General features: G+C 69.1%; 22 protein-coding genes and 1 tRNA gene. 10 read left to right on the forward strand and 13 right to left on the reverse strand.

The genetic code is table 11. The features are described from left to right. The first annotated feature begins 1 nt into the window (after position 1). From ABAZ39_RS11625 to ABAZ39_RS11645, 5 genes are all read left to right on the forward strand, one after another. The gene (locus ABAZ39_RS11625) at positions 2-1,348 is read left to right on the forward strand and encodes a site-specific DNA-methyltransferase (RefSeq protein WP_051657974.1); all 1,347 of its coding nucleotides are present in this window, start codon (positions 2-4) and stop codon (positions 1,346-1,348) included. Beyond that, the gene (locus tag ABAZ39_RS35560) at positions 1,338-1,745 is read left to right on the forward strand and encodes a DUF5681 domain-containing protein (RefSeq protein WP_144243522.1); all 408 of its coding nucleotides are present in this window, start codon (positions 1,338-1,340) and stop codon (positions 1,743-1,745) included. The genes ABAZ39_RS11625 and ABAZ39_RS35560 overlap by 11 nt, the downstream gene beginning before the upstream one ends. A gap of 175 nt (positions 1,746-1,920) precedes the next feature. After that, positions 1,921-2,385: a DUF3489 domain-containing protein gene (locus tag ABAZ39_RS34080; RefSeq protein WP_081862984.1), complete on the forward strand. Its 465-nt coding sequence runs from the start codon at positions 1,921-1,923 to the stop codon at positions 2,383-2,385. A 10-nt stretch (positions 2,386-2,395) separates the two neighbouring features. Then, entirely contained in the window at positions 2,396-2,872 is a 477-nt protein-coding gene (locus ABAZ39_RS11640) for a DUF2924 domain-containing protein (protein ID WP_051657975.1), read from the forward strand. After that, positions 2,869-4,512, forward strand: coding sequence for a recombinase family protein (locus tag ABAZ39_RS11645; protein ID WP_038529523.1), 1,644 nt, complete (start codon positions 2,869-2,871; stop codon positions 4,510-4,512). The genes ABAZ39_RS11640 and ABAZ39_RS11645 overlap by 4 nt, the downstream gene beginning before the upstream one ends. A 365-nt stretch (positions 4,513-4,877) precedes the next feature. Here the strand turns inward: ABAZ39_RS11645 and ABAZ39_RS11650 are convergent. Then, a tRNA-Ser gene (locus ABAZ39_RS11650) sits at positions 4,878-4,968 on the reverse strand. Positions 4,969-5,088: 120 nt separating this feature from the next. After that, positions 5,089-5,892, reverse strand: coding sequence for an alpha/beta hydrolase (locus tag ABAZ39_RS11655; RefSeq protein WP_038529525.1), 804 nt, complete (start codon positions 5,890-5,892; stop codon positions 5,089-5,091). Between the two features lie 42 nt (positions 5,893-5,934). Here ABAZ39_RS11655 and ABAZ39_RS11660 point away from each other — a divergent pair, with 42 nt between their 5' ends. Further along, positions 5,935-7,176, forward strand: a complete 1,242-nt coding sequence (locus ABAZ39_RS11660) for a glycosyltransferase family 4 protein (RefSeq protein ID WP_038529527.1) — start codon at positions 5,935-5,937, stop codon at positions 7,174-7,176. A gap of 39 nt (positions 7,177-7,215) precedes the next feature. Then, positions 7,216-8,091: a TIGR01459 family HAD-type hydrolase gene (locus ABAZ39_RS11665; RefSeq protein ID WP_038529529.1), complete on the forward strand. Its 876-nt coding sequence runs from the start codon at positions 7,216-7,218 to the stop codon at positions 8,089-8,091. A gap of 25 nt (positions 8,092-8,116) precedes the next feature. On the opposite strand, the gene ABAZ39_RS11670 is transcribed toward ABAZ39_RS11665, so the two are convergent. Beyond that, positions 8,117-8,494, reverse strand: a complete 378-nt coding sequence (locus tag ABAZ39_RS11670; protein WP_247874600.1) for a ribbon-helix-helix domain-containing protein — start codon at positions 8,492-8,494, stop codon at positions 8,117-8,119. 212 nt (positions 8,495-8,706) lie between these two features. Between ABAZ39_RS11670 and ABAZ39_RS11675 the strand changes: the two genes are divergently transcribed. Next, complete coding sequence (locus ABAZ39_RS11675; RefSeq protein ID WP_038529531.1) at positions 8,707-9,855, forward strand: hypothetical protein; 1,149 nt, start codon at positions 8,707-8,709, stop codon at positions 9,853-9,855. A gap of 8 nt (positions 9,856-9,863) precedes the next feature. Continuing rightward, a complete protein-coding gene (locus tag ABAZ39_RS11680; RefSeq protein WP_038529533.1) occupies positions 9,864-10,523 on the forward strand; it encodes an SH3 domain-containing protein in 660 nt (219 codons plus the stop codon). On the opposite strand, the gene ABAZ39_RS11685 is transcribed toward ABAZ39_RS11680, so the two are convergent. From ABAZ39_RS11685 to ABAZ39_RS11710, 6 genes are all read right to left on the reverse strand, one after another. After that, positions 10,520-12,361: a transglycosylase domain-containing protein gene (locus ABAZ39_RS11685; RefSeq protein WP_051657976.1), complete on the reverse strand. Its 1,842-nt coding sequence runs from the start codon at positions 12,359-12,361 to the stop codon at positions 10,520-10,522. The two genes, ABAZ39_RS11680 and ABAZ39_RS11685, sit on opposite strands and share 4 nt — an antisense overlap. A 200-nt stretch (positions 12,362-12,561) precedes the next feature. Further along, complete coding sequence (infC, locus tag ABAZ39_RS11690) at positions 12,562-13,089, reverse strand: translation initiation factor IF-3 (RefSeq protein ID WP_038529535.1); 528 nt, start codon at positions 13,087-13,089, stop codon at positions 12,562-12,564. An 84-nt stretch (positions 13,090-13,173) separates the two neighbouring features. Continuing rightward, the gene (thrS, locus tag ABAZ39_RS11695) at positions 13,174-15,138 is read right to left on the reverse strand and encodes a threonine--tRNA ligase (RefSeq protein WP_038529537.1); all 1,965 of its coding nucleotides are present in this window, start codon (positions 15,136-15,138) and stop codon (positions 13,174-13,176) included. A gap of 135 nt (positions 15,139-15,273) precedes the next feature. Continuing rightward, positions 15,274-16,476 carry an EAL domain-containing protein gene (locus ABAZ39_RS11700; protein WP_038529539.1) on the reverse strand — a complete coding sequence of 401 codons (1,203 nt, stop codon included), beginning with the start codon at positions 16,474-16,476 and terminating at the stop codon, positions 15,274-15,276. 22 nt (positions 16,477-16,498) lie between these two features. Further along, a complete protein-coding gene (locus tag ABAZ39_RS11705) occupies positions 16,499-17,572 on the reverse strand; it encodes a quinone-dependent dihydroorotate dehydrogenase (RefSeq protein WP_038529541.1) in 1,074 nt (357 codons plus the stop codon). Further along, entirely contained in the window at positions 17,569-17,946 is a 378-nt protein-coding gene (locus ABAZ39_RS11710; protein ID WP_038529543.1) for a DUF952 domain-containing protein, read from the reverse strand. The genes ABAZ39_RS11705 and ABAZ39_RS11710 overlap by 4 nt, the downstream gene beginning before the upstream one ends. A 306-nt stretch (positions 17,947-18,252) precedes the next feature. Here ABAZ39_RS11710 and ABAZ39_RS11715 point away from each other — a divergent pair, with 306 nt between their 5' ends. After that, positions 18,253-18,501 carry a hypothetical protein gene (locus tag ABAZ39_RS11715; RefSeq protein ID WP_038529545.1) on the forward strand — a complete coding sequence of 83 codons (249 nt, stop codon included), beginning with the start codon at positions 18,253-18,255 and terminating at the stop codon, positions 18,499-18,501. Between the two features lie 97 nt (positions 18,502-18,598). On the opposite strand, the gene ABAZ39_RS11720 is transcribed toward ABAZ39_RS11715, so the two are convergent. The 4 genes from ABAZ39_RS11720 to ABAZ39_RS11735 form a co-directional block, all read right to left on the reverse strand. Beyond that, on the reverse strand, positions 18,599-19,081 hold the full coding sequence (locus ABAZ39_RS11720) for a cell wall hydrolase (protein ID WP_038529547.1): 483 nt from the start codon (positions 19,079-19,081) through the stop codon (positions 18,599-18,601). After that, positions 19,078-19,413 (reverse strand): hypothetical protein, encoded by a 336-nt coding sequence (locus ABAZ39_RS11725; protein WP_051657977.1) that lies wholly within the window; start codon positions 19,411-19,413, stop codon positions 19,078-19,080. Before ABAZ39_RS11725 ends, ABAZ39_RS11720 begins: the two co-directional genes overlap by 4 nt. A 106-nt stretch (positions 19,414-19,519) precedes the next feature. After that, positions 19,520-21,076 (reverse strand): phage terminase large subunit, encoded by a 1,557-nt coding sequence (terL, locus tag ABAZ39_RS11730; RefSeq protein WP_038529549.1) that lies wholly within the window; start codon positions 21,074-21,076, stop codon positions 19,520-19,522. Next, the gene (locus tag ABAZ39_RS11735) at positions 21,076-23,106 is read right to left on the reverse strand and encodes a glycosyl hydrolase family 28-related protein (protein ID WP_038529551.1); all 2,031 of its coding nucleotides are present in this window, start codon (positions 23,104-23,106) and stop codon (positions 21,076-21,078) included. The genes terL and ABAZ39_RS11735 overlap by 1 nt, the downstream gene beginning before the upstream one ends. Between the last annotated feature and the right edge of the window lie 32 nt (positions 23,107-23,138).

Raw genomic sequence — 23,138 nt, forward strand, 5'->3', positions numbered from 1 at the left:
CGTGGCCGAACTCCACATCGAATACCGCAGCGTCGCCGCGCTTCAGCCGCACGACCGCAATGCGCGCACCCACTCCCCGAGGCAGATCCGGCAGATTGCCGACAGCATCGGGGCGTTCGGCTTCACCAACCCGATCCTCCTCGACCGCCAGGATCGGATTATCGCCGGACATGGCCGCGTCGCCGCCGCCAAGCTGCTCGGCCTCCCGACTGTACCGGCCATCCGTCTGGAGGAGATGACCGAGGCGCAGAGGCGCGCCTACATCATCGCCGACAACAAGCTCGCCGAAAACGCCGGCTGGGACCGCGACCTCCTGGCTCTTGAATTGAAGTACATCACCGAACTGGACATCAGCTTCGATCTCACCCTCACCGGCTTCGAGGTTGGTGACGTCGAAATCCTGCTCGATGGCGTGGGATCGGACGAAGCCGCCACGGCTGACCAAGTGCCGGAACCGGATTTCACGGCACCACCGGTATCGCGGCCCGGCGATCTGTGGCTGCTTGGCCCGCACCGTCTCCTGTGTGGGGACGCCCGTGATCCGGCCGCCTTCGCCCGTCTCATGGACGGTCGGACGGCGCAGATGATCTTCACCGATCCCCCCTACAACGTGCCGATCACCGGGCACGTCTGCGGCGCCGGCAGCGTCCGCCACCAGGAGTTCGCCATGGCCTCCGGCGAGATGTCCGAGGCCGAGTTCACTGCTTTCCTCACCATGGTGCTGCGGAACCTCGCCGATCACAGCGCGGACGGCTCGATCCACTACGTGTGCATGGACTGGCGTCACCTCCACGAGCTGTCGACCGCCGGACGCGCCGTCTACGCCGAACTGAAGAACGTCTGTGTCTGGAACAAGGACAACGGCGGCATGGGAACCTTCTACCGCTCCAAGCACGAGCTGGTCTTCGTCTTCAAGAACGGCCGGGCGCCTCACATCAACAATTTCGAACTGGGGCAGCATGGCCGCTATCGCACCAACGTCTGGGACTACCCGGGCGTCAACACACTGAAGCCCGACCGGCTCGACGAATTGCGGATGCATCCCACGGTCAAGCCGGTTGCCCTGGTCGCGGACGCGATCAAGGACTGCTCCAGGCGGGGCGGGATTGTTCTTGATGCCTTCGCGGGGAGCGGCACGACGCTGATCGCCGCCCACCGCACCGACCGGCAGGGCTACGCCATCGAACTGGATCCCCGCTACGTCGACACCGCCATCGATCGCTGGCAGCGGGAGAGCGGCGAAGCGGCTCGCCTCGCCGGGGCCGGGCACAGCCATGCGGACGTCGGAAAGCAGCGCGCATCCGTGACCGGGCCGACCGAAATCCGGGAGGACAGCTATGACTGGTGATTACAAGGTCGGTTACAAGAAGCCGCCCCCGTCGCACCAGTTCCAGCCCGGCAAGTCGGGAAACCCCAAGGGACGACCGAGGAAAAGCAAGAACCTGGGCGCACTGCTTGCCGGAATCCTCGAGGAAACGATCACCCTCCGCGAAGACGGTGCAATGAGAACAGTGTCCAAGGGAGAAGCAATGCTGCTGGCCCAGACGCATAAGGCGATGAAAGGGGATACCAGAGCATTCGAGGCTATTCTGAAGCTGGAAACCAAAACGGCTTCCTCCTCCGCGTCGGGACCAACCGGCGTGCTTGTTGTTCCCGGGCCGCTCACCGAAGAGGAATGGGAGAAGCGGGTCGACCAACATCAAGCCAAGTACCGCGGAAATATTGACACCGAGGACGATGGCTAACCTTTCTTTGTCAAATCCGCAGAAAGAAGAACGGGCGCTGTCCTTCGGAAATGCTCGAACCCGGCGGAAGAAAGCAATGGAAGCTTCCTGAAAGGAGTGGCTGGCAACCGCCAAGAGAGCGTGACTGTGGGTCCAAGGCGATGAACCGCTCACCACCGACCGAGGATCCACAGCCATGCCCGTCTACCTCATCCATGACGATACCGTCACTGCGCATACCACCACCCGTGGCCTTCCAGCCGATGCCCTGCTGATCCGCTCGGAAGAGGAGCTTGCCGCCAGTGGCCTCTCCCTGCCCCGCCTGACCGCTCTATGGAATGCCCTTCCCGGGGTGCTGTCCAAACGCTTCAAAACCCGGGCAAGTGCGGTCCACGGCCTCTGGACCGGCCTCCAGAAGCTGGAGCCCACGCCACCCCCCGCTGACGACAGCACCCCGGCCATCTCCAAGCAGGCGCAGGTGATCGTCCTGCTCCGCCGCGAACAAGGCGCCAGCCTCGACGAGATCGTTGCCGCCACCGGCTGGCAGAAGCACACCGTGCGTGGCGCCATCTCCGGCGCCCTCAGGAAGAGGCTCGGGCTTACGATCGAATCGATCCGGACCGACGCCGGCCGCGTGTATCGCATTGTCGATGCCGGTTGAGGATCAGCCCATGGCGCACCGTCCCACCGCCAACATGCCCGATGACCTTGAGGCGATCATCGACGCCCTCCGCACCTTGAGCCTCGACGACCTCCGTCTGGAGTGGGGGCGCCGGCTCGGACGCCCCGCCCCGGCGTGCCGGAGCCGGGAGATCCTCGCCGGGCTCATCGCCTGGGAGCTTCAGGAAAAGGTCCATGGCGGGCTCACCGCCGAGACGCGGCGGCGGCTGACGCGACTCGCCGGCACCTTCGAGCGCAACCCCGATCACCGCCCGGCTCCCACCCTGTCCCTCAGCCCCGGGACCGTGCTCAGCCGCGAGTGGCGCGGCGTCCATCATCAGGTCCGCGTGCTCGAGGACGGCTTCGAGCATCAGGGCGAGCGCTTCACCAGCCTCTCCCCCATCGCCCGGCGCATCACCGGCACCGCCTGGTCGGGGCCGAAGTTCTTCGGGCTGCGGCTGGACCGCGGCAAGGACCGGCCGGCATGACACGGCCCCCGACCGTCCGCTGCGCCATCTACACGCGCAAATCCTCCGACGAGGGGTTGGAACAGTCCTTCAACTCGCTCGACGCCCAGCGCGAGGCCTGCGCCGCCTACATCGCCAGCCAGGCGCACGAGGGCTGGCGGCTCACCGGTCCGTCCTACGACGACGGCGGCTTCTCCGGCGGCTCCATGGAGCGCCCCGGCCTGCAGCGCCTGCTCGCCGACCTCGGCCAGGGGCGCATCGACGTGGTGATCGTCTACAAGGTCGACCGGCTCACCCGCTCGCTCGCCGATTTCGCCCGCATCGTCGAGATTTTCGATGCCCAGGGCGCTTCCTTCGTCTCGGTGACGCAGCACTTCAACACCACCTCCTCGATGGGCCGGCTCACCCTCAACGTGCTGCTCTCCTTCGCCCAGTTCGAGCGCGAGGTCACCGGCGAGCGCATCCGCGACAAGGTCGCCGCCTCCCGCCGCAAGGGGATGTGGATGGGCGGCACGCCGCCGCTCGGCTACGACGTCCGCGACCGCAAGCTGGTGGTGAACGACGAGGAGGCGGAGCGGGTCCGCCTGATCTTCGAGCGCTACGGCGACCTCCGCTCGGTGAAACAGCTGGTTGCCGACCTCCGTACGCGCGGCATCACCAGCAAGCGCTGGACCACCCAGGCCGGGGGAACGCGCGGCGGCGGCCCGTACGGCCGCGGCAACCTGTACAAGCTGCTGCGCAACCGCGTCTACCTCGGTGAGGCGGTGCACAAGGGCACCCCCTACCCCGGCGAGCACGCGGCGATCGTGCCGCAGCAGCTCTGGGACCGGGTGCAGGCGATCCTGGAGGCCAACCGGGTCGAGCGGGAGAACCGCCCCCGCGCCGCCGGCCGGCCGCTGCTGACCGGCCTGATCGTCGACGACCGCGGCAACATCATGAGCCCGTCGCATTGCCTCAAGAAGGGACGGCGCTACCGCTACTACACCAGCCAGGCGCTCCTGCAGCACCGTCCGGAGACGGCCGGCACGCTGACCCGGGTGTCGGCCCCGGCCATCGAACAGCTGGTGGAGGATCGGCTCTGTGCGCTCATGGCCGGTGCCGGGCGACGGGACTGGGAACGGCTGGCGGTGCATGAGAAGGCCCGCCGGCTGGCCGTCCTGGTGCGGCGCATCGAGGTGGGCGCGGAGCGGGTCCGGATCACGCTGCCGCATGGCGACGGCGTCGATCCGGGGAATGCGCTGCGCCTGATGCAGAGGGGCGAGAGCCTGATCGGGGACGTGGATGAACGAATCTTGGAAATCCCCGTCCGCCTGAAGACGTGGGGCGGCCGGCGGGTGATCGTCGGTCCCGACGGCCAGGACCTGACCGCCCGGCCGCGTGTCGACGAGGCGCTGGTCAAGGCGCTGGCCCGGGCGCATCGCTGGTGCCGGCGACTCGCCTCGGGGCAGGTGGCGTCGGTGTCGGATCTGGCCACCGAAGCCGGCTGCACCAAGGCCTACATCCGCCAGATCCTGAGGCTGGCCTTTCTCGCCCCTGACCTCGTCGACGCCATCCTGCGCGGGGAGCAGCCGCGCCGTCTGACCCTGGGCACGATGCTGGAAACCGACATCCCGCTGGCCTGGAACGAGCAGCGCCGGCTCCTCGGCTTCCCTTCCCGCTGATCATATCCCGATCCGGGAAAGAGCGCGGCGCCCCCTCGGGGCGCCGCGCTCTTTCGTCAGCGTCACTCAGCCAAACCTTGGGCGGCGCTGTCGGGCGATCGTGGTCTTGGCGGGAACGCGACGGTTCCGGCCATGCGTGGAGCTTCCCCAAACCGGCAGACAGCGCCATGGCAGGCGAGTAACCTTTCGCGCCCGAAAGGGAAGTCGGTCACGGACCGGCGGAGAAAAGCGGGCACAGACCGGCCAAACAGCGCGGCTTATGGCCCATTACAGGGTCGATGTCTGGGAAAGTATAAGGCTAACCGCCCGGAAGTACGGCGGTATCTCACTTCTGCTGACGCCACAGCAAAGTCAGCAGGAAAAACTGGCGGAGGGAGAGGGATTCGAACCCTCGATACCCTTTTGGGGTATACACACTTTCCAGGCGTGCGCCTTCGACCACTCGGCCACCCCTCCGCAGAGGCCGCGTTTATATCCAGCCCGAAGGCGGTGCGCAAGCCCCTGAAATCACTTTTTGGGAAAAATCTTGCACCGCCTTCTGGATGGTCCGCTGGGCGGATCGACGCCTCGCTCTCCTCAACCGAGACCGCGGACCAGATCGGCCACCGTGCGGCACAGCAGGTCGATGTCCTGGTTGCGCGACAGGCGATGGTCGCCGTCCTTCACCAGCGTCACCCGCACGTCCGCGCTGCTCAGACGGTCGGCCAGGGTCAGGCTGACCTGCCAGGGCACGTCGGGGTCGGCCATGCCGTGCAGCAGGCGCACCGGCTTGTCGAAGGCGATCGGCTGGCGCAGCAGCAGGTGGTTGCGCCCGTCCTCGATCAGGGCGCGGGTGATCGGCTGCGGCTCCGGCCCGTAGTCGGACGGGCGCAGCCAGCGGCCCGTCTCCAGGATCTCGCGGCGGACGGACTCGTCGAAGAGGTCCCACATCAGGTCCTCGGTGAAGTCCGGGGCGGCGGCGATGCCGACCAAGCCGGCCACCCGCTCCGGACGGCGCAGCGCGGTCAGCAGCATCATCCAGCCGCCCATCGAGGAGCCGACGAGGATCTGCGGTCCCACCGTGACACGGTCCAGGACGGCCAGCGCGTCGTCGGCCCACAGCCCGATGGTGCCCTCGTCGAACCGCCCGCTGGAGGCGCCGTGCCCCTGATAGTCGAAACGGGTGAAGGACACCCCCTCGCCCGCCGCCCATTCCTCCAGGGCCAGCGCCTTGGTGCCGGTCATGTCCGACATGAAGCCGCCGAGGAACATCACGCCGGGGGCCAGCCCTTCCGGGTCGCGCCCAGGGGTGTGACGATAGGCTATGGTCGCGGCGCCGCGCTTCAGGCTATGGTGCGCGCCGCCCGGCGACGGGACGGGGCCGGCTGCGGGTTCGGTCATATCGGACACCTCTGTGGGCCAGGACTTTAGGAATCTGTGACTATGGACGTCGAATCCCAGCTTAGCACCGGCGAGGACCCGCGCAACCCGGCCGGCGCCTTCGCGAAGGGCGCCTTCGCGGCGGGCGGGCGCCGGCCCGTCGTTCTCCAGGTGCTGCCGGCGCTGGTCACCGGCGGGGCCGAGCGCGGCTGCATCGACGTGGCGCTGGCCCTGGCCCAAGCCGGCGCGCTGCCGCTGGTGGCGTCCGAAGGCGGGCCGATGGCGGCGGAGCTGGACCGCGCCGGCATCCGCCACATCACCCTGCCGCTGGCCTCCAAGAACCCGCTGGTCATCCGCCGCAACGCGCGCAAGCTGGAGGCGATCATCCGCGAGAACGGCGTGGACATCGTGCACGCCCGGTCCCGCGCCCCGGCCTGGAGCGCCTGGCTGGCCTGCCAAGCGACCGGCGCGCGCTACATGACTACCTTCCACGCCCCGTACAATTACAAGAACGGGCTGAAGCGCTGGTACAATTCGGTGATGGCGCGGGGCGAGCGGATCATCGCGATCTCCGATTTCATCCGCCGCCACATCCTGGAGAACTACGCGGTCGATCCGGCGGTCATCCGCACCATTCACCGCGGCATCGACCCGCTGTCCTTCGCACCGGAGCGGGTCAGCTCCGCCCGCATGATCCAGCTCGCCCAGAAATGGCGGCTGCCCGACGACAAGCCGGTGATCCTGCTGCCCGGCCGCCTGACCCGCTGGAAGGGCCAGACGGTGCTGATCGACGCGCTGGCGAAACTGGGGCGCAAGGACGTCTGCGCGCTGCTCGTCGGGTCCGACCAGGGCCGCACCGGTTACCGGCAGGAGTTGGAGGAGCAGGTGCGCCGCGCCGGGCTGGAGGGCGTGGTCAAGATGACCGACCATTGCAACGACATGGCCGCCGCCTACCGGCTGTCCACCGTCGTCGTCTCCGCCTCGCAGGAGCCGGAAGCCTTCGGGCGGGTGATCGCCGAGGCTCAGGCCATGGGCCGCCCGGTGATCGTCTCCGCCATCGGCGCCTATCAGGAAACGGTGATTCCCGGCGAGACCGCCTGGGTGGTGCCGCCCGCCGATCCCGACGCGCTGGCCAAGGCGCTGGACGAGGCGCTGTCGCTGACGACGGAGCAGCGCGACGCCATCGGCGCCCGCGCCCGCGCCTTCGTCGCCGAGCGCTACACCAAGCAGCGCATGTGCGCCGACACGCTGGCCGTCTATGCGGAGCTTCTCGCCGAGCCCAAGCGCGCCCAGCAAGGCCGCTGAGCTACTACCCCTTTCCCGCCCGTCACACCACCGGACCTCATGACCGACATCGTCCAGCTTTCCGGAATCGCCCCCGTCATCGACCGTTACGACGGGGTCATCCTTGACCTGTGGGGCGTTCTGCACGACGGCGAGCGGCCCTATCCCGGCGTGCCGGAGTGCTTGGACCGCCTGCGCACGGCGGGCAAGGTGATCTGCCTGCTGTCCAACGCGCCGCGCCGCACCGGCGGCGTCATCGCCAAGCTGGACGGCATGGGGATCGGGCGGGAGCGCTACCATCACGTCATGACCTCGGGCGAGGCCGCCTACGACGCGCTGCGCGACCGCGACGACCCGTGGCACGCCGCTCTGGGCCGGCGCCTGTACCACATCGGCCCCGACCGCGACATGGACGTGTATGAGGGGCTGGACTACACGCTCGCGGCGTCGCCGGACGAGGCCGATTTCGTCGTGAACACCGGCATCGTCGACTTCGGGGAGTCGCTGTCGGTCTACGAGCCGGCACTGGAGGCCTGCCGCCGCCACAACCTGCCGATGGTCTGCGCCAACCCCGACCTGATCGTGATGGTCGGCGAGCAGATGGTCATCTGCGCCGGCACCCTGGCCCAGCGCTACGAGGCGATGGGCGGCGACGTGTTCTGGCACGGCAAGCCGCACGCCCCGGTCTATGACCGCTGCCTGTCGCTGATGGGCATCAAGGACAAGCGGCGCATCCTGGCGGTGGGCGACAGCCTGCGCACCGACGTGGCCGGCGCCAACGCCGCCCGGATCGACGTGGCGCTGGTCACCTTCGGCATTCATCGGGAGGAGCTGGGTGGCGCCTGGGGTGAGGCGGTGGACCCGGCCAAGCTGGCTGCCGCCGCCGCCGCGTCCGGCCATCAGCCGACCTACGCCTTGCCCAGCCTGCGCTGGTAGGACGGACGGAGGCCCGTCCCTTTGTTCAGTCGAAGGGCGGGATGGCGTCGTCCATGGCCTTGCGCAGAATGCTGGACGGCCCGTCTTCGGAGAAGCCGCGGCTTCCGATGGCGTTGCGGAAATAGCTGACGATGAAGACCCGGATGGAGGCGGTCAAATTCGCTTCCCCGCGCCTTTGATCGATCTGGGTGCAGATATCGTTGAGCGTCAGCCCCTCACGCTCGCAGATTTCCTTCAAGGAGTCCCAAATGTAGGGCTCCATTCGAAGACTGGTGCGTCGACCGGAAACCTTGACATTGCGACAGACCAGGACCGGCCCTTCCTTGTTCCCCTGTCTGTCCGCCATATTGTTGCCCTTGGTCCCCTGCCGTTGCGGAAAGGCGCTCGCGTTTCCGGCGAACATACATTCACTTGTATGATGATATTGCAAGCGGCGTGTGGGCACAAAGCCAATTTCGACCGGGGGTCGCGATCCCGGCCCCGGGTTCACCGTTCCAGCCACCGCGCGGCGCCGGCTCGGGCAAAAGCCGCTTCCCTTCGTTGGCGGCTTCGCTGTACCAGTGCCTGAATGAACCGGCACAAGCTGTAGTGGTCACTTCCGGTGGAGAACGAGCAATGGTGCGACCGGCGGCGTGGGGGATCGCGGTGACGCTGATGGCCGGGCTGGCGCCCGGGTTGGCTCCCGTTCCGACCGCCCGCGCGGCCGAGTTGCCCATCGACCGCATCCGCGCCGAGGTGTCGCGCCTCGTCCCACCCCTCTGGACCGTCGAGGAGATGACGGCGAACCCGATTCCCGTCCCGGCACCCGACGGCAAGGCCGCCGCGAAAACCGTCGAGTCGCGGACCGCCGTCCGGATCGCGGTCAAGCTGCGGCTGGCCAAGCCGACCTACGCGGTGGAAAGCCGCGACGGCGCCGTGACCTTCATCCGCCCCGTCGCCGAGGCTGGGTTGGAGAAGACACTCACCGCCACCGCGCTCGCCACGCTCGGCCCCAATGGCTGGAGCGCGCGCATCGAGTTGCGCAACCCGGAGGTGCTGGAGGGCATCGGCCAGCCGCTGGAGGAGCTTCCCGGCCGTCCGGTGCTGGCCGGTTCCGCCGAGGCCAACCGCCTGCGCGACCAGATCGCCCGCGACGCCGAGGCCCGCGGCGCCGAGGAGGACGCCCGCCGCCGCCGCGAGGAGGACCTGCTCGCCCGGCAGGCCGCTGCAACCAAGGCCGAAGAGGAGCGCGCCGCCGCCGAACGGCGGCAGGAGGACGCCCGCGCCGCGCGGATCGCCGAGCTGCGCGCCCGGATTCAGGGCGCCGACCGCCCGGCGCGGATCGCCGCCTATGAGGCGGCGCTGGGCGGCAACGACCCGTCGCTGCGCCAGATCGCCCTGGAGGCAGCGCTGCAGAGCCGCGACCCGGTGCTGGGCAATCTGGCGCTGAAGGACTGGATCGCCCGCCGCAAGGCGGTGCCGGTGCAGCTCTACGCGACGAAGGAGGACCCGCATTCGGAAACGGTGCTGAACAATCTGGGGCCGCTGACGCTGGAGATCGACTCCGTCAACCCGGTCAACGGCGCACTCGCCGGACGGCTGGGGGCCCCAGGCTACAGCATCGCCAAGCCTTCCGCCGCCGTTGGCGCGCTGGCACAGACCACCCTGACGGTGAACGCCTACGGCTGCGCCTTGTCGCTGCGCCTGACCGAGCAGCAGACCTTGGACGGGCTGTTCCGCTGCCAGACCCTGCCCGCGCTCATCGCCCGCGTCACCGTGGATTGAGGCGGCGGATGCGCCGGCTCGCCCTTTCCCTCCTCGCCTTGCTGGCGTTGTTCGGCACCCCCTCGGCGCGGGCGGACGAGGCCGAGCCGACCTTCACGCCGCGCCCGCCGCCGACCGCCGTTCTGCCCCGGCTGACTCCGTTGGGCCAGACGGGAAAGGCAACTGCGCAGGGCTTGGCGCCGTTGCTTCCGTTGCCGGTGCTGACCGAGCCATTGACAGCGGCGGAACCGGCCACCGCCGCCGCTCCCACGGCGGAGCCCCCGGTGCCCACCACCTCCGATACCCTTGCCGCCCCGCTGCCGACCCGCAAGCCCTCCGGCCCGGCCCCCGCGACGGTCGCGGAAAGCGCGCCGGCAAACCGTTTCAAAGGCGGCTACGCCAAGGCATCGAAGGAGGATCGCGGCTGCGCCCTGCCCGGTCCCATCGCCGAGGAACGCAGCGCCGATACGCGCCGCCCGGCCATCGCCGTGGGGACGCGGGTGCGCGTCCGCGCCGCCGCGAACCTGCGTGTCGCCCCCTTCTGCGACGCCAAGGTGGCGGACGTCCTGGAGCGGGGGGAGACGGTCACCGTGATGGCCGCCTTCGGGTCCTGGTATGAGGTCGGGCGGAACGGGCGGGCGTTGGGCTTCGTCGGGGCCTCCCTGCTCGCCGGGGCGAAGGGTCGCTAACCCTTCACCCGGGCCGCCTCGACCATGAAACGGCGCCAGATTTCCGCCGGGACGGAGCCGCCGGTCACCCCCTTCATGGGCGTGTTGCCATCGTTGCCGACCCACACCCCCACCGTCAGCCCGCGCCCGGCCACGCCGTCGGCGAAGCCGATGAACCAGGCGTCCCGGTAATCGTTGGTGGTGCCGGTCTTGCCGCCCGCCCCACGCTTGGCGAGCGCTTCCGGCAGGCGGGCCGTCCTGCCGGTGCCGTCCCGCATCACCTCGCCCAGCATCGCCTTCAGGGTGGCGGCGGCCTGCGGGTCGATCACCCGGTCCGCTTTCGGCGGGGTGTAGCTGTAGATCGTCCGCCCGGCGGGATCGCCGATGCGCTGGAACAGATGGCCGCTGACCTTGCTGCCGCCGTTGGCGACCACCGCGTAGGCCTGGGTGATCTCCAGCAGCGACACCTCGCTGACTCCCAGCGCAAGGCCGAGATCCGGCTCCAACGGCGACTCGACGCCGAGGCGGCGGGCGGCGGCGGCGATCTCCTCCGCATGGCCGCGGGTCAGCCTGGCCGAGGCCGTGTTGGTGGAATGGGTGAAGGCGTCGGCCAGCGTCACCGAGGACGGGTAGCGGTTGTCGAAATTGCGGATGGCCCGCCCGTCCGTGAACTCCATGCGCGAGCCGTCGACGCGGGAGTCCGGGGTCAGCCCGCGCTCCAGCGCCGCCAGGAAGACGAACAGCTTGAAGGCCGAGCCGGGCTGGCGGCGGGCCTGGAGCGCGCGGTTGAAGTGGTCGCGCCGGGCCGCCGCGTCGCGCCCGCCGATCATCGCCAAAATCGCCCCATCGCCGTCCAGCGCCACCAGGGCGACTTCCGCGTCGCCCAGACTCTTGGCGTGGCGCTTCAGGGTGGTTTCCACGCTGCGCAGGGCGGCGGCCTGAAGGTCGCGGTCGAGCGTTGTGCGCGCGGTGAAGGTCGGCCCTGGAAGATCGCCGCCGTAGCGGTCGGCGGCAAAACGGTCGAAGCGGGCCTTGGCCGTCTCGCGGAAATGACCGGTGGACAGCACCGCCGCCTTGTTGGCCGCGGCCAGCATCGGGCGCTGGCGCTTGGTCTGCTCCGCCGTGCGTTCGGTGATGAAGCCGGCGTCGGCCATGGCGTCGAGCACCAGGGCGGCCTTGGCCTCCGCCTTCTCCAGATCGGCAAAAGGGTTCAGGCGGGAGGGGGCGGGCAGCGCGCCGACGAGCATCGCCGACTCCTTCAGCGACAGCTTGCCCGCCGGCTTGCCGAAGAAGACGCGGGCGGCGGCGTCCACCCCGTACGCGCCGAAACCGAAATAGGCGCGGTTGAGGTACAGATACAGGACGTTCTTCTTGCCGAGCTGTTCCTCGAAATCGCTGGCGCTGTACAGCTCGTACGCCTTGCGGGACCAACGGTTGTAGCGGTTGAGGAAGATCAGCTTCATCGTCTGCTGGGTCAGCGTGCTGCCGCCCTGGCTGAAACGGCCGGAGGTCACCGCCACGGCCAGGGCGCGGGCCAGACCTTGGAAGTCGATGCCGTCATGCTCCAGATAGCGCCGGTCCTCCTTGGCGATCAGCGCCTGGATCAGGTGCTTCGGCAGCTTCTCCAGGGTCAGCGTGTCGCCGTACGTCTCGCCGATGGAGCCGATGAAGCGGCCCTGCCGGTCGAGGAAGCGCACGCCGTGGCCGCGGTTGTACGCCAGCACATCGTCGACGGTGCGGAACTCGTCCCCGAACAGATCCATCGCCTGGGCGGGGGGCGGCGCGGACAGGCCGGACAGCAGCGGCAGCGCGAGCGTCAAAGCCAGGGCGGCGCGGCGGAACAGGGGTGGTCGGGGCATAGGCCGGATGTTGGAGGCGGGATGAGCCTCACGTCGGCGCGCCGCCCCGCTTCCGCAATGCCGCTACCCCGTAATTGCGAAGCGGCGCAACGGTCCCGCCGCCCAACAAAAAAGCCCGCCGGAACCGGCGGGCCTTTTTGGGATGCGTGTGCTCTGCCGAAGGCGGTCGGGCCTTCGCACCGAAGGGTCACCTCGGCGCCTTATCTTGGCGCCAGGACCATGACCATCTGGCGGCCTTCGAGCTTCGGCATCTGTTCGACCTTTGCCAACTCGTCCAGCTCGTTGCGCACGCGGACCAGCACGTTCATGCCAAGATCCTGGTGCGCCATCTCGCGCCCGCGGAAGCGCATGGTCACCTTGACCTTGTCGCCTTCCTCAAGGAAACGTCGGGCCGAGCGCATCTTCACGTCGTAATCGTTGTCATCGATGTTGGGTCGGAGCTTGATCTCCTTCACCTCGATGATCTTCTGCTTCTTGCGCGCCTCGGCAGCCTTCTTCTGCGCCTCGTACTTGTACTTGCCATAGTCGAGGATCTTGCAGACAGGAGGCTCTGCCTGAGGGGCGATCTCGACGAGGTCGAGACCCGCATCCTCAGCGGCCAGCAGCGCATCGCGCAGCGAAACGACGCCCACCATCTCGCCGTCGGCACCGACGAGACGGATCGAGCGAGCCGTGATCTCCCGGTTTACCCGCGGTCCATCGCGGGTCGGAGCGGCTTCGGACGGTATCCTGGCTATGGACGCTTCTCCATGACTGGAAACCCACCGGGGCGCGACCTCCCGGAGGGAAGCCCGCCCGAACGGTGCGGTCGGTTAAAACGGCGAATCGAAGGCGGCGGCGCCCGCGGGGGACCTTGCCTCCTCACTCAGTTTATTGAGCGCCGCGTCGAGGGCAAGAACTTCCTGATCCTTACCACCGAGGGTACGGAGGGCGACCGTCCGCTCCTCCGCCTCGCGCTTGCCCACAACCACCAGGACGGGAACCTTCTGAAGGCTGTGTTCGCGGACCTTCAGGTTGATCTTCTCGTTCCGGGTGTCGAGTTCGGCGCGGATGCCATGGCGCTTGAGCAGGCTGACGACCTCCTGCCCATAACCGTCGGCCTCGTTGGTGATGGTGCAGACCACCGCCTGGACCGGGGCGAGCCACATCGGGAACTTGCCGGCGTAATGCTCGATCAGCATGCCGATGAAGCGTTCCAGCGACCCCAGGATGGCCCGGTGCAGCATCACCGGACGGTGGCGGGCGCCGTCCTCGCCGATGTAGGAAGCGTCCAGCCGCTCGGGAAGGTTGGGATCGTACTGGAGCGTGCCGCACTGCCAAGTGCGCCCGATGGCGTCGGTCAGGTGGAACTCCACCTTCGGGCCGTAAAAGGCGCCCTCGCCCGGCAGGTCCTCATACTCCAGCCCGGCGGCGTCGAGCGCTTGGCGCAGCGCGCCTTCCGCCCGGTCCCACAGGTCGTCGGAGCCGGTGCGCACGTCGGGACGCAGCGCCAGCTTCACCGCGATCTTGTCGAAGCCCAGATCCCGGTACACGCCGAGCTGCAGCTTGAAATACTCCGCCGCTTCGCTCGCCACCTGATCTTCGGTGCAAAAGATGTGGGCGTCGTCCTGGGTGAAGGCGCGCACGCGCAGGATGCCGTGCAGCGCGCCCGACGGCTCGTTGCGGTGGCAGGCCCCGAACTCCGCCATGCGGATCGGCAGGTCGCGGTAGGAACGCAGCCCGTGCTTGAAGATCTGCACATGGCCCGGACAATTCATCGGCTTGATGCCGAGCATCTTCTCGCCGTCGTCCGCCGAGACCTTGAACATGTTGTCGCCATACATGTCCCAGTGGCCCGACGCCTTGAACAGCGAGCTGTCGATCAGCTGCGGCGTCTTGACCTCGACGTAGTCCGCCTGGCTCAGCTTGGTGCGGATGTAGGTCTCCAGCGTGCGGAACAGCGTCCAGCCCTTCGGATGCCAGAAGACCGAGCCGACGGCCTCCTCCTGCACGTGGAACAGGTCCAGCTCCTTGCCCAGCCGGCGGTGGTCGCGCTTCTCCGCCTCCTCGAGCTGGTGCAGGTAGGCCTTCAGCTCCTTCTCGTCGCGCCACGCGGTGCCGTAGATGCGCTGGAGCATGGGGTTGCGGCTGTCGCCGCGCCAGTAGGCGCCGGCCACCTTCATCAGCTTGAAGCCGTTGCCGACCTTGCCGGTCGTCGGGGCGTGCGGGCCGCGGCACAGGTCCAGCCAGTCGTCCTGGCGATAGACGCTGATGTCCTGGTCCGCCGGGATCGCCTCGATCAGCTCGGCCTTGTAATGCTCGCCGAGCTTCTTGAAGTAGGCGACCGCATCGTCGCGGGTCCAGACCTCGCGGACGATGGGAACGTCCTTGGCGACGATCTCGCGCATCTTCGCCTCGATCTTCTGCAGATCGTCGGGCGTGAAGGGTTCCTCGCGCGCGAAGTCATAATAGAAGCCGTTGGCGATCGCCGGACCGATGGTCACCTGCGTGCCCGGATAGAGCTTCTGCACGGCGTCGGCGAGGACGTGGGCGGCGTCGTGACGGATGACCTCGAGCGCGTCGGGATGACTGCGCGTGACGATCTCGATCTTGGCGTTGGTGGTGACGGTGGTGGTGAGGTCCTTCACCTCGCCGTCGAGCTTGACGGCAAGCGCATCCTTGGCAAGGCGCGGCCCGATGGACTGGGCAATCTCAAGCCCCGTCACCGGCCGGTCGAACTCCCGCACGCTACCATCGGGCAGCGTGATGGCGATGTTGGACGTCACCGAAGTCACCATTTGACTGTTTGCATCGCACCCGGCGGATGCCGGGAGGCGAAATCTCTAATGCGGGTGGGCTTTCTGTCAAGGGTGCCGGGAGCCTTTCCGGCCTGAATTCGCCGCCCGAATGGCGAATTTCCTTGCAAAATTATTTCACGGCGCTTTGCGCGCGGGCCTCGGTTCGCCGAACCGGTAGCCCTGGCCGAAATCGATGCCGCTGCGCAGGATCGCGTCGAGCTGTGTCTCCGTCTCGATCTTCTCGGCGATGAGGTCGATCCCCGTGCCGTCCAGGCGGCGGCGCAGCGCCTCGACGCGCGGCGCCAGGGCGGGGTCGAGCAGCAGGGCGCAGTCCAGCTTCAGATAGCGGATGTCGTGGCGCAGCAGCGCGTCCACGTCGATGTCCAGATCGCTCACCCGGTCCATGGAGAAGCGGAAGCCGATGCGGGACAGCTGCGACAGAATGCCCATCGTCACCGCCCCGCCCGCCCGCAGTTCCTGTTGGCTCAACTCGAACACCAGCTTGGGCACCAGCGTCTGGTTCCGGGCCAACAGGTCGAGGAACTGCCGCATGAATTCCGCGTCGCTGAGCGTGGCGGCGGACATGTTGCAGAAGAAGCCGATGGCGTGCTGGCGCCGCTCCGTCTCGCGGATCAGCTGGATGCAGCGGACCAGCAGGAGATTGTCGATGGTGGCCATCAGCCCCGCGCGCTCCGCGATCTCCAGATAGCGGTCCGGCAGGATCAGCGCCCCGTCGGCCGCGCGCACCCGCGAGAACACCTCGAAGAAGCGGTGCTTGCGCTGGGGCAGGCTGACGATCGGCTGGAGGTGGACGTCGATCCGGTCGGCGGCCAGCGCGTCGCGCACCGCTTCCAGAACGGCGGCGTCGTCCAGCGGCGGGGCCGCGACGCTGGACGGGGACCGCAGGTCCGGCGGACGCGGGGCCTGGAACGCTGCACGGGACGGGTGGGACGGCCGCGGCGGTTCGGGGGCCTCGGGCGGCCGGGATTCGCCGAGCCGGGCGACCAGCGCGTGCAGGAGCTTGACCTCCTGAAGGACGGCCTCGTGAGCGGCGGCGGAGTCGACGGCTTGAGCCGGCGCGGTCCGCCGGTCCAGCCGTTCGGTCAGCGCATCCACACTCTTCTGAAGACGGTCCAACCGGCCCAGGGCTTCACGCTCCCGGCAGGCCAGCCGGCGGTGCAGATCCACGACGAGGCCCGCCAGAAGGATCAGCCCGCCACCGAGCCACCCCACCGCCGGGTCGGTGCCCGGCGACAGGTCCGGCAGGCCGAGGACGACCGAGGCCGCCGCAGCGACGGCCACCCCATGGATCAAGGCCGACTTGATCAGGGCCGCCATGCGCCGGTTCCCCCTGCCCCGCTCAGCGGTGATCCGCCCCCACGGCGTCGCTCAACGAGGCGAAGCCGTCGCGGCACAGCAGGGCGGCGAGGTCGCGGCGGATCGCCAGCACCAGCGCCGGCCCGGCATAGACCAGCGCGGAGTAGAACTGCACCAGCGAGGCGCCGGCGCGGATCTTGGCGTAGGCGTCGGCGCCCGACGCGATGCCGCCGACCCCGACCAGCGGCACCTTGCCGCCGGTCAGCCCGTACATCTCGCGCAGGACGGCGGTGGAAGGCGCGAAGAGCGGCCTGCCGGACAGGCCGCCGGTTTCCGCGCGCAGCGGTTCCGGGATCTCCGCCGGCCGGGCGATGGTGGTGTTGGACACGATCAGCCCGTCGATGCCCGTTTCCAGCGCGACCGCGGCGATGTCGGCCTTGTCCTCGTCCGTCAGGTCGGGGGCGATCTTCAGCAGGACGGGCGGCGCCTTGGCCAGCTTGCAGGCGGACCGGGCGTCGAGAACGCGGCCCAGAAGGGTGCGCAGCGGGTCGCGCCCCTGGAGCGCGCGCAGGCCCGGCGTGTTGGGGGAGGACACGTTGACGACCAGATAATCGACCAGCGCCGCCACCCGGGTCACGCCGAGGACGTAATCGTCCGCGGCCTCCACCGTGTCCTTGTTCTTGCCGAGGTTGGCCCCGACGATTCCCGGCGCCTTGCGACCACCGGACAGCCGCCGCTCCAGCCGCTGGGCGAAGGGCTCCAGCCCCTCGTTGTTGAAGCCCAGGCGGTTGATGACGGCGCCCTGCTCCGGCGCGCGGAACAGGCGCGGCTTGGGGTTGCCGGGCTGCGGGCGAGGGGTGACGCTGCCCGCCTCGACGAAGCCGAAGCCCAGACGCAGCATGGCGTCGACCACCTCGGCGTTCTTGTCGAATCCGGCGGCGAGGCCGACCGGGTTGGCGAAGTCCAGCCCCATCACCGTGGTCCGCAGGATGGGGTCGTCCTTTTCCCGCACCGGCGGCATCAGCCCGCTCGACAGGGCCTTGATGGTCAGCCCGTGCGCCGTCTCCGGATCGAAGCTGCGCAGGACGGGGCCGACGATGGGAAACAGGTCGATCACGGTGTGGTGTCCTTGAAGGCGGCGTCCTTGAAGGTCGCCGGAAAGAGGTGGCGGCCGTCCGGCCCCAGCGGCAGCGGATCGGCGCGCAGCACCGCCGCGGGCGGCAGCGGGCCGTAAAGGTGGGGGAAGAGCTGGCCGCCGCGCGACGGCTCCCAGCGGAGCGCGTCGCCCAGCGCGGCGCCGTCCACCGTCAGCAGGACGAGGCCGTCCTGACCGGCACGGTGCTTGGCCGCGCTTTCCTCGACTTGGGCGCCGGTGGAGAAGTGGATGAAGCCGTCCGCCGCGTCCTGCGACGAGCCGTGGTAGGCCCCGGCGGCGAGCGCCCGTTCCCACTCCGCGGCGCGGCACATATGAAAGATGATCCGTTCAGTCATGGCACGGCGACCTTAGCGCAAAGCCGGCCGCCGAAGCCAGCCGTGGCAAATTCGGGAGGACCGGCGGACCGTTGATAACTTCAGAATGGGACGTTGCGCTGTTTGCTTCGCAATTTGCAAATGTGGCTTTGGGAATCCCGCAGCATTTTGCAGAAGGAAAATTCCCCATTCCGCCGGATCGTACCCCGGCGACCACACGGAAAAGCAGCAGAATCAAGGATTCTCCGGAACATCCGCCGCTTCGGCGGCAACTTTCCGGAACTGGCATCGGGATTGCTGAGAGATGGGCAAGCAAGGAGATGCCCCATGAACGCGATTGCGATGAATGTTGTGAAGGAACGGCACCCGGTGGAACACGCGCTCGATTCGCGCATCCATGGGGTGATCATGTCCAGCGTGGAGGGCGCCCCCCTGGCCGCCACCGTCGAGCCCAGCAGCACGCCCGTTCCGCTGAAGCCCTCGGCGGCGATGCTGGCCGCCGGGTCGCGCGCCGGCGGCGTCTCGGTCGAGACGGCCTGGAAGATCTATCTGGCGATGATCAAGGAAGCCGCCTGACCGGTCCGCTCCACCCTCTCCTTCCGCGGCGGCGGTCCGGACCCGGATGTCCGGCCCGCCGGAACGCGTCGGGGGGACGCCGGTGCCGCACGAGGCGTCATTCGACGTCGTTGTAGAACTGGATCCCGCCGATCTCGGCACAGACGCTGCGCCCTTGCGCCCATTGCGGGTTTTCACCCGCCCGGTGCAGGTGAGTCGCGCCGCCGGTCGGATCGTCGAGCAGACCGGCCACCGCGCGGCGGGCGATCCGCCGGGCCGCGGCGAAGACCGGGTCAGCGGCAGTCACCGACAGCAGCCCGAGCCGCCCCGGCGCGTCCGGGTCCCAGCAGGGAAATTGCCCCGGCAGACGGCAGACGGCGACGACGTCATTGCCCCACCACCACCCTCCATGGTCGCGCGCCCGGCCGACGCGGTTCATCACGACCAACGCCACCGCCTCCATGGCCCGCACGGATTCGCCGCGCGCCTCCCCCCACAGGGTGCGGGCGAGCGTGTCGATGGCTTGGCCGGGCGTGTCGGCGGACGGCCCCCGCGGGGGAGCCGCCGGTCCGGGTTCCGGTTTCAGGACGCGCCCCCTCATCGGCGGCCTCCGTCGCCGTAGGGCGGAACGTAGGGCTGGGCGAACGGCGCGCAGCCGTTTTCCAGCTTGGTCTCGATGCGCAGCAGATGGTCGGTCAGCCGCCGCTCCACATCCTTCAGCGTCGCGACCGAGACGTAGGTCTTGGCGACCTCCAGCTTGTAGGCGGCCAAGCTCTCGCGGACCTGCGCCTGGGCGGTCTCGGCGCGCGCCCGCACCGTCTCCAGCGCGGCTTCCGCATCCCGGCGCAGCCGGGCGATCAGCCAGAACAGCCCGCCCATGACCGGCAACTCGACCGCCGTGATCCACCAGGACAGGTCGATGGACTCCTGCATCTCCGTTCTCCAAAAAAAAGCAAAAAGAAAGGGCCGCCCTCCGGTCAGGGAAGGCGGCCCGTCGAACCATGGGACTTCGCGGGCCCGCGGGACTTCGCGTGCATGGTCACACGCCCCAGTCCTCCACTGGGGGCAACGCCGCCGCGGCGCGCCAGTCCGGCTTGCGCCCCGGCGCCGGCTGGCGGTCGAAGCGGAAGGGTTCGCAGGACAGCGCCCCGGCCACCGCGTCTAGCCCGTCGTCGCGGCCCGTGTAGCGCCCGTCCGGCGACCATTCGCGCATTTCGCGGATGAAGGGCGTCTCCCACACCACGGCGTGGGCGAGCAGCCGGCGGTCGGCCAGGAGGGCGTCGAACGCCTCGCGGATGCGCAGCGCCTTGGCGCGGCGGCTGGCCTCCTCGACCACGGCGGCGCCGACCTTCTCCGTGCGCAGCGCCTTGCGCAGCAGACCGGGAAGGAAGCGCCCGATGCCGTTGATCTCCACATGCACCGCCGGCAGGTGATGCCGCTCCAGGAAGCGAGCGACCTGGAGGCACTGCTGCTCCGCCTCGGTGTCCGGATCGCCGGGGTCCACCGACAGGTAGAGCACGCGGTGCAGGTAGAAGCGCCCGTCCGCCCCGCCGAACACCGCGGCGACGACGCTGGAATCGCCGGGCTTGCCGCCCTCCGCCGCCGGCCGCGCGAAGGCCGGGTCCCACCAGCAGGAGGCGGAGGCCATGCGCAGGCCGTTGAGCGTCAGCACCGCCCGCCCCGCCGACTCCCGGTATTCCAGTTCGCCGTCGTAGCGGCCCAGCCGGTCGGGGTCGAGGAAGCCCTCCGCCTCGTTGACCGGCTGCAGCAGCATCTGGCTGGTGAATTTGTTGGGGCCGGTCGTCTTGCGGATGCGGTTGACGTGGGCCTCGCCGAAGCGCTGCGGCCAAGCGTAGCGGCGCCGGCCGTCCGGACCGTCGGTGTAGACCGGCAGGACCAGCCGCGCGAAGCCGTCCAGGAAGGGCCGCATCTCCCCGGCCTCCGCCCGCGGCTCCTCCGCGTAGATGGAGTAGTAGCTGTGCGGCGTCCCGACATAGAGCTGCACCCCGCCCGGCACCAGCAGATAGTCGATCTCCGCCAGCCTCTCGCGCAGGTCGGCGCGCTTGCCCGGACTGCCGGAGGTGCGCGGCACCTCGACGTCGTCGCAGATCACCACGTCGGCGCGGCTGCCCGTGATGTTGCCAACCACACCCGCCGCCACCATGGAGGGGTCGCGCAACTCCTGAGCCCGCACCACGGTGAACTGGTCGGCCGCCCACTGGTCGCGCTCCTTCGCCGGGGGCTTCAGGCCGCGGGTGTCGGGATGGCGCTCGATGATGCGCTTGACGTTGCGCACCATCTTCTTGGCCAGCTTCAGGTCCGCCGCCAGGACGAGCAGCCGCCGGTTGGGGTCCTGGTAGAGCATCCAGGCCGCGAACAGGCCGACGATGGACGACTTGCCCGCCCCGCGGAAGGCCATCAGCAGCAGGCGCGGCCCCATTCCTAAGGACCCGATGCCGACAGTCCCGACCCCCACCGCCTGCCGTTCCAGCCACGCGGCGATCTGCAGATGGTGGCGGGGGGTGGTCAGCTCCGATTGCCGGTTCCAGTCCTGGACGAAGGCGAAGAAACCCTTCTTGCGCGTTTCCGCCTCCATCACGCCACCCGGCCCAGAATGTGCCAGCCGGCGCCGTTGGACATCGCCGTAACCGCGCTGCCGGTGGCGCCCAGGGTCACCGGAGCGTTGTCCGGACCGCCGCCGCCCTGCACGGTGACGGTGACCGGGTTGCCCGACACGTCGGCCTTCTTGACCGTCACCGTGCGCCCGACCGCGTGCAGCGCCCCCGGCGGCGGCAGCCGCACCGTGACCGCGCCATTGAAGGCGCTGACCAGATACAGCGCCTGGTTCAGGTCCGGCTCGAACAGGCCCGGCCGGTCGTGGAAATAGGCGTTGCCCGGGCGGTTGTTGCCGGCCACCACCCACCAGCCGGCCCCGTTCGAGACCATGGTCACGAAGTCGTAGCGGTTGCCCAGCGCCACCGTCCGGCCGTCCGGTCCCGGCCCGCCGTCCTCGGTGACGGTCAGTCGGTGGACGGAGGCGTCCGTCCGCTTCACCGTCACCGCGTGGCCGTTGGCCGCGTCCGCCGCCGGCAGCCGAAGCTCCACGTCGCCGCTGTAGGCGCTGACCAGATAGACGGAGCTGGCGAGGTCCAGCGCGACCACCCCGCCGCCCTGCGGCTCCACATATTCGGTGTCGTAGCGCAGGGCTTCGACGACCAGTTCGGAGACGCGGCTGCGCGCCAGCCGGTTCTTTTCCGGATAACCGGCGTTCACCGCCGTGTAGCGGCCGCCCGAAAGGTCGTAGATGGCCGGGCCGGCGGACATCGACAGCAGATTGACGATGGCCGTCTCCACCGACCCTGCGTCGAGCTGCACGTTGGGCACGCCGCCCAGCGATTCGGCGTAGAAGTTCAGGATCAGCGTCTTGTCGGTGTTGGCGCCGACGCGGAAGCAGGCCAGCGCCATGGTCGACAGGTTGGCCTCGCAGTCCTGGAAGCTGTTGTTGTACTTGCCCTGCTCCACGAAGAAGCCGCAGCCGGCGATGGGCGCCGACAGGGAATAGACGCGCACCCTGGAAAAGCGGTTGGCGTTGGGCGTGTCGCCCTCCCCCGTCCGGGTCAGCCACACCCCGTGCAGCGACGGGCGGGCCACCAGAACCCGCGACACCATGTTCCAGTAGCAGGGCCGGTTGGGATCGGTGTGGCCGTCGAACAGCAGCCCGACCCGCGGGTCCCAGATGGTCAGGTCGCTCAGCGTGTTGTGCACGCAGGGGCCGTCCCGCCCGAACAGCCTCACCGCGGCGTCCCCTTTCTCCAGCCGCAGGCCGCTCACCGTGGCGTAGCCGTCCGGCAGATGGATCAGGTCGAACGCGGCCGAGGCGCCGGCGATGACCGACCTCTGCCCGGCGCCATACAGAGTCTGGCCGTAGCCCACCGTCAGCGTGTTGGTGATCCGGTAGGTGCCCGGCGGCACATGGATGGCGTCCGCGCTGGTCAGCGCGGCCTGGATCGCCCGCGTGTCGTCCACGATCCCGTCGCCGACCGCACCGAAATCCTTCACCGACAGGGCGTCGGCCAGCTTTTCCCGCACCGGGCGGCGCACCGCGCCGGCGCCGGGGGCGACGAAGGTGGACAGCGCCTCCTCGTCCACCGGCGGGCGGGCGATCGGGTTGCCCAGCGTATCGAACGCCAGGAGTTGCCCTGCCCGCACCACCCGCTCCGGCAAGCGGTTGGAGGCCGGCAGGTCGGTGTCGGTGTAGCGCAGCATCAGTTCCTGATCGCCGGCCACCTGCTGGAGCGCGGCGGTCAGCTGATCGAACTCGCGGTTGAGGCTGGAGGCCGGAAGCGGCCCGCTCTCCAGGAAATCGCTCATCCGCTCGATGGGCAGGCGGCGGCGCAGCAGCACGGGCGTCCCGGCCTCCGGCGGCTCCGTGAAGGCCACCGCGCCGCCCGCGGTTTCCCCGGCGCCGCTCACCGCATAGCCGGTGGTCTGCCGCGCCGCGCCCAGGAAGACCTGAAGGTCGCCGTCCTCGAAGACCGGGAACGGAAAGGTAAAGTCCGTCTGCACGCCGTCGGCAAGATACTGGACGCGCGGGTTGCCGCGCGGAACGTCGATTGCGCTGGGCATGGGTGCGCCCCTCCTGCTGCGTGGAACGAAAA

The organism is Azospirillum argentinense, assembly GCF_000632475.1.
Taxonomy (GTDB): Bacteria; Pseudomonadota; Alphaproteobacteria; order Azospirillales; family Azospirillaceae; genus Azospirillum; species Azospirillum baldaniorum.

What these genes read in the sequence shown, in the direction of transcription:
- ABAZ39_RS11720 (WP_038529547.1), bottom strand. Translation starts at nt 19,081, where the DNA reads ATGAGGGGGCGCGTCCTGAAACCGGAACCCGGACCGGCGGCTCCCCCG.
- ABAZ39_RS34080 (WP_081862984.1), top strand. Translation starts at nt 1,921, where the DNA reads ATGCCCGTCTACCTCATCCATGACGATACCGTCACTGCGCATACCACC.
- ABAZ39_RS11665 (WP_038529529.1), top strand. Translation starts at nt 7,216, where the DNA reads ATGACCGACATCGTCCAGCTTTCCGGAATCGCCCCCGTCATCGACCGT.
- ABAZ39_RS11670 (WP_247874600.1), bottom strand. Translation starts at nt 8,494, where the DNA reads ATGTTCGCCGGAAACGCGAGCGCCTTTCCGCAACGGCAGGGGACCAAG.
- ABAZ39_RS35560 (WP_144243522.1), top strand. Translation starts at nt 1,338, where the DNA reads ATGACTGGTGATTACAAGGTCGGTTACAAGAAGCCGCCCCCGTCGCAC.
- ABAZ39_RS11655 (WP_038529525.1), bottom strand. Translation starts at nt 5,892, where the DNA reads ATGACCGAACCCGCAGCCGGCCCCGTCCCGTCGCCGGGCGGCGCGCAC.
- ABAZ39_RS11660 (WP_038529527.1), top strand. Translation starts at nt 5,935, where the DNA reads ATGGACGTCGAATCCCAGCTTAGCACCGGCGAGGACCCGCGCAACCCG.
- terL (WP_038529549.1), bottom strand. Translation starts at nt 21,076, where the DNA reads ATGGAGGCGGAAACGCGCAAGAAGGGTTTCTTCGCCTTCGTCCAGGAC.
- ABAZ39_RS11645 (WP_038529523.1), top strand. Translation starts at nt 2,869, where the DNA reads ATGACACGGCCCCCGACCGTCCGCTGCGCCATCTACACGCGCAAATCC.
- ABAZ39_RS11715 (WP_038529545.1), top strand. Translation starts at nt 18,253, where the DNA reads ATGAACGCGATTGCGATGAATGTTGTGAAGGAACGGCACCCGGTGGAA.
- ABAZ39_RS11735 (WP_038529551.1), bottom strand. Translation starts at nt 23,106, where the DNA reads ATGCCCAGCGCAATCGACGTTCCGCGCGGCAACCCGCGCGTCCAGTAT.
- ABAZ39_RS11640 (WP_051657975.1), top strand. Translation starts at nt 2,396, where the DNA reads ATGGCGCACCGTCCCACCGCCAACATGCCCGATGACCTTGAGGCGATC.
- ABAZ39_RS11680 (WP_038529533.1), top strand. Translation starts at nt 9,864, where the DNA reads ATGCGCCGGCTCGCCCTTTCCCTCCTCGCCTTGCTGGCGTTGTTCGGC.
- ABAZ39_RS11675 (WP_038529531.1), top strand. Translation starts at nt 8,707, where the DNA reads ATGGTGCGACCGGCGGCGTGGGGGATCGCGGTGACGCTGATGGCCGGG.
- ABAZ39_RS11710 (WP_038529543.1), bottom strand. Translation starts at nt 17,946, where the DNA reads ATGACTGAACGGATCATCTTTCATATGTGCCGCGCCGCGGAGTGGGAA.
- ABAZ39_RS11725 (WP_051657977.1), bottom strand. Translation starts at nt 19,413, where the DNA reads ATGCAGGAGTCCATCGACCTGTCCTGGTGGATCACGGCGGTCGAGTTG.
- ABAZ39_RS11685 (WP_051657976.1), bottom strand. Translation starts at nt 12,361, where the DNA reads ATGCCCCGACCACCCCTGTTCCGCCGCGCCGCCCTGGCTTTGACGCTC.
- ABAZ39_RS11700 (WP_038529539.1), bottom strand. Translation starts at nt 16,476, where the DNA reads ATGGCGGCCCTGATCAAGTCGGCCTTGATCCATGGGGTGGCCGTCGCT.
- thrS (WP_038529537.1), bottom strand. Translation starts at nt 15,138, where the DNA reads ATGGTGACTTCGGTGACGTCCAACATCGCCATCACGCTGCCCGATGGT.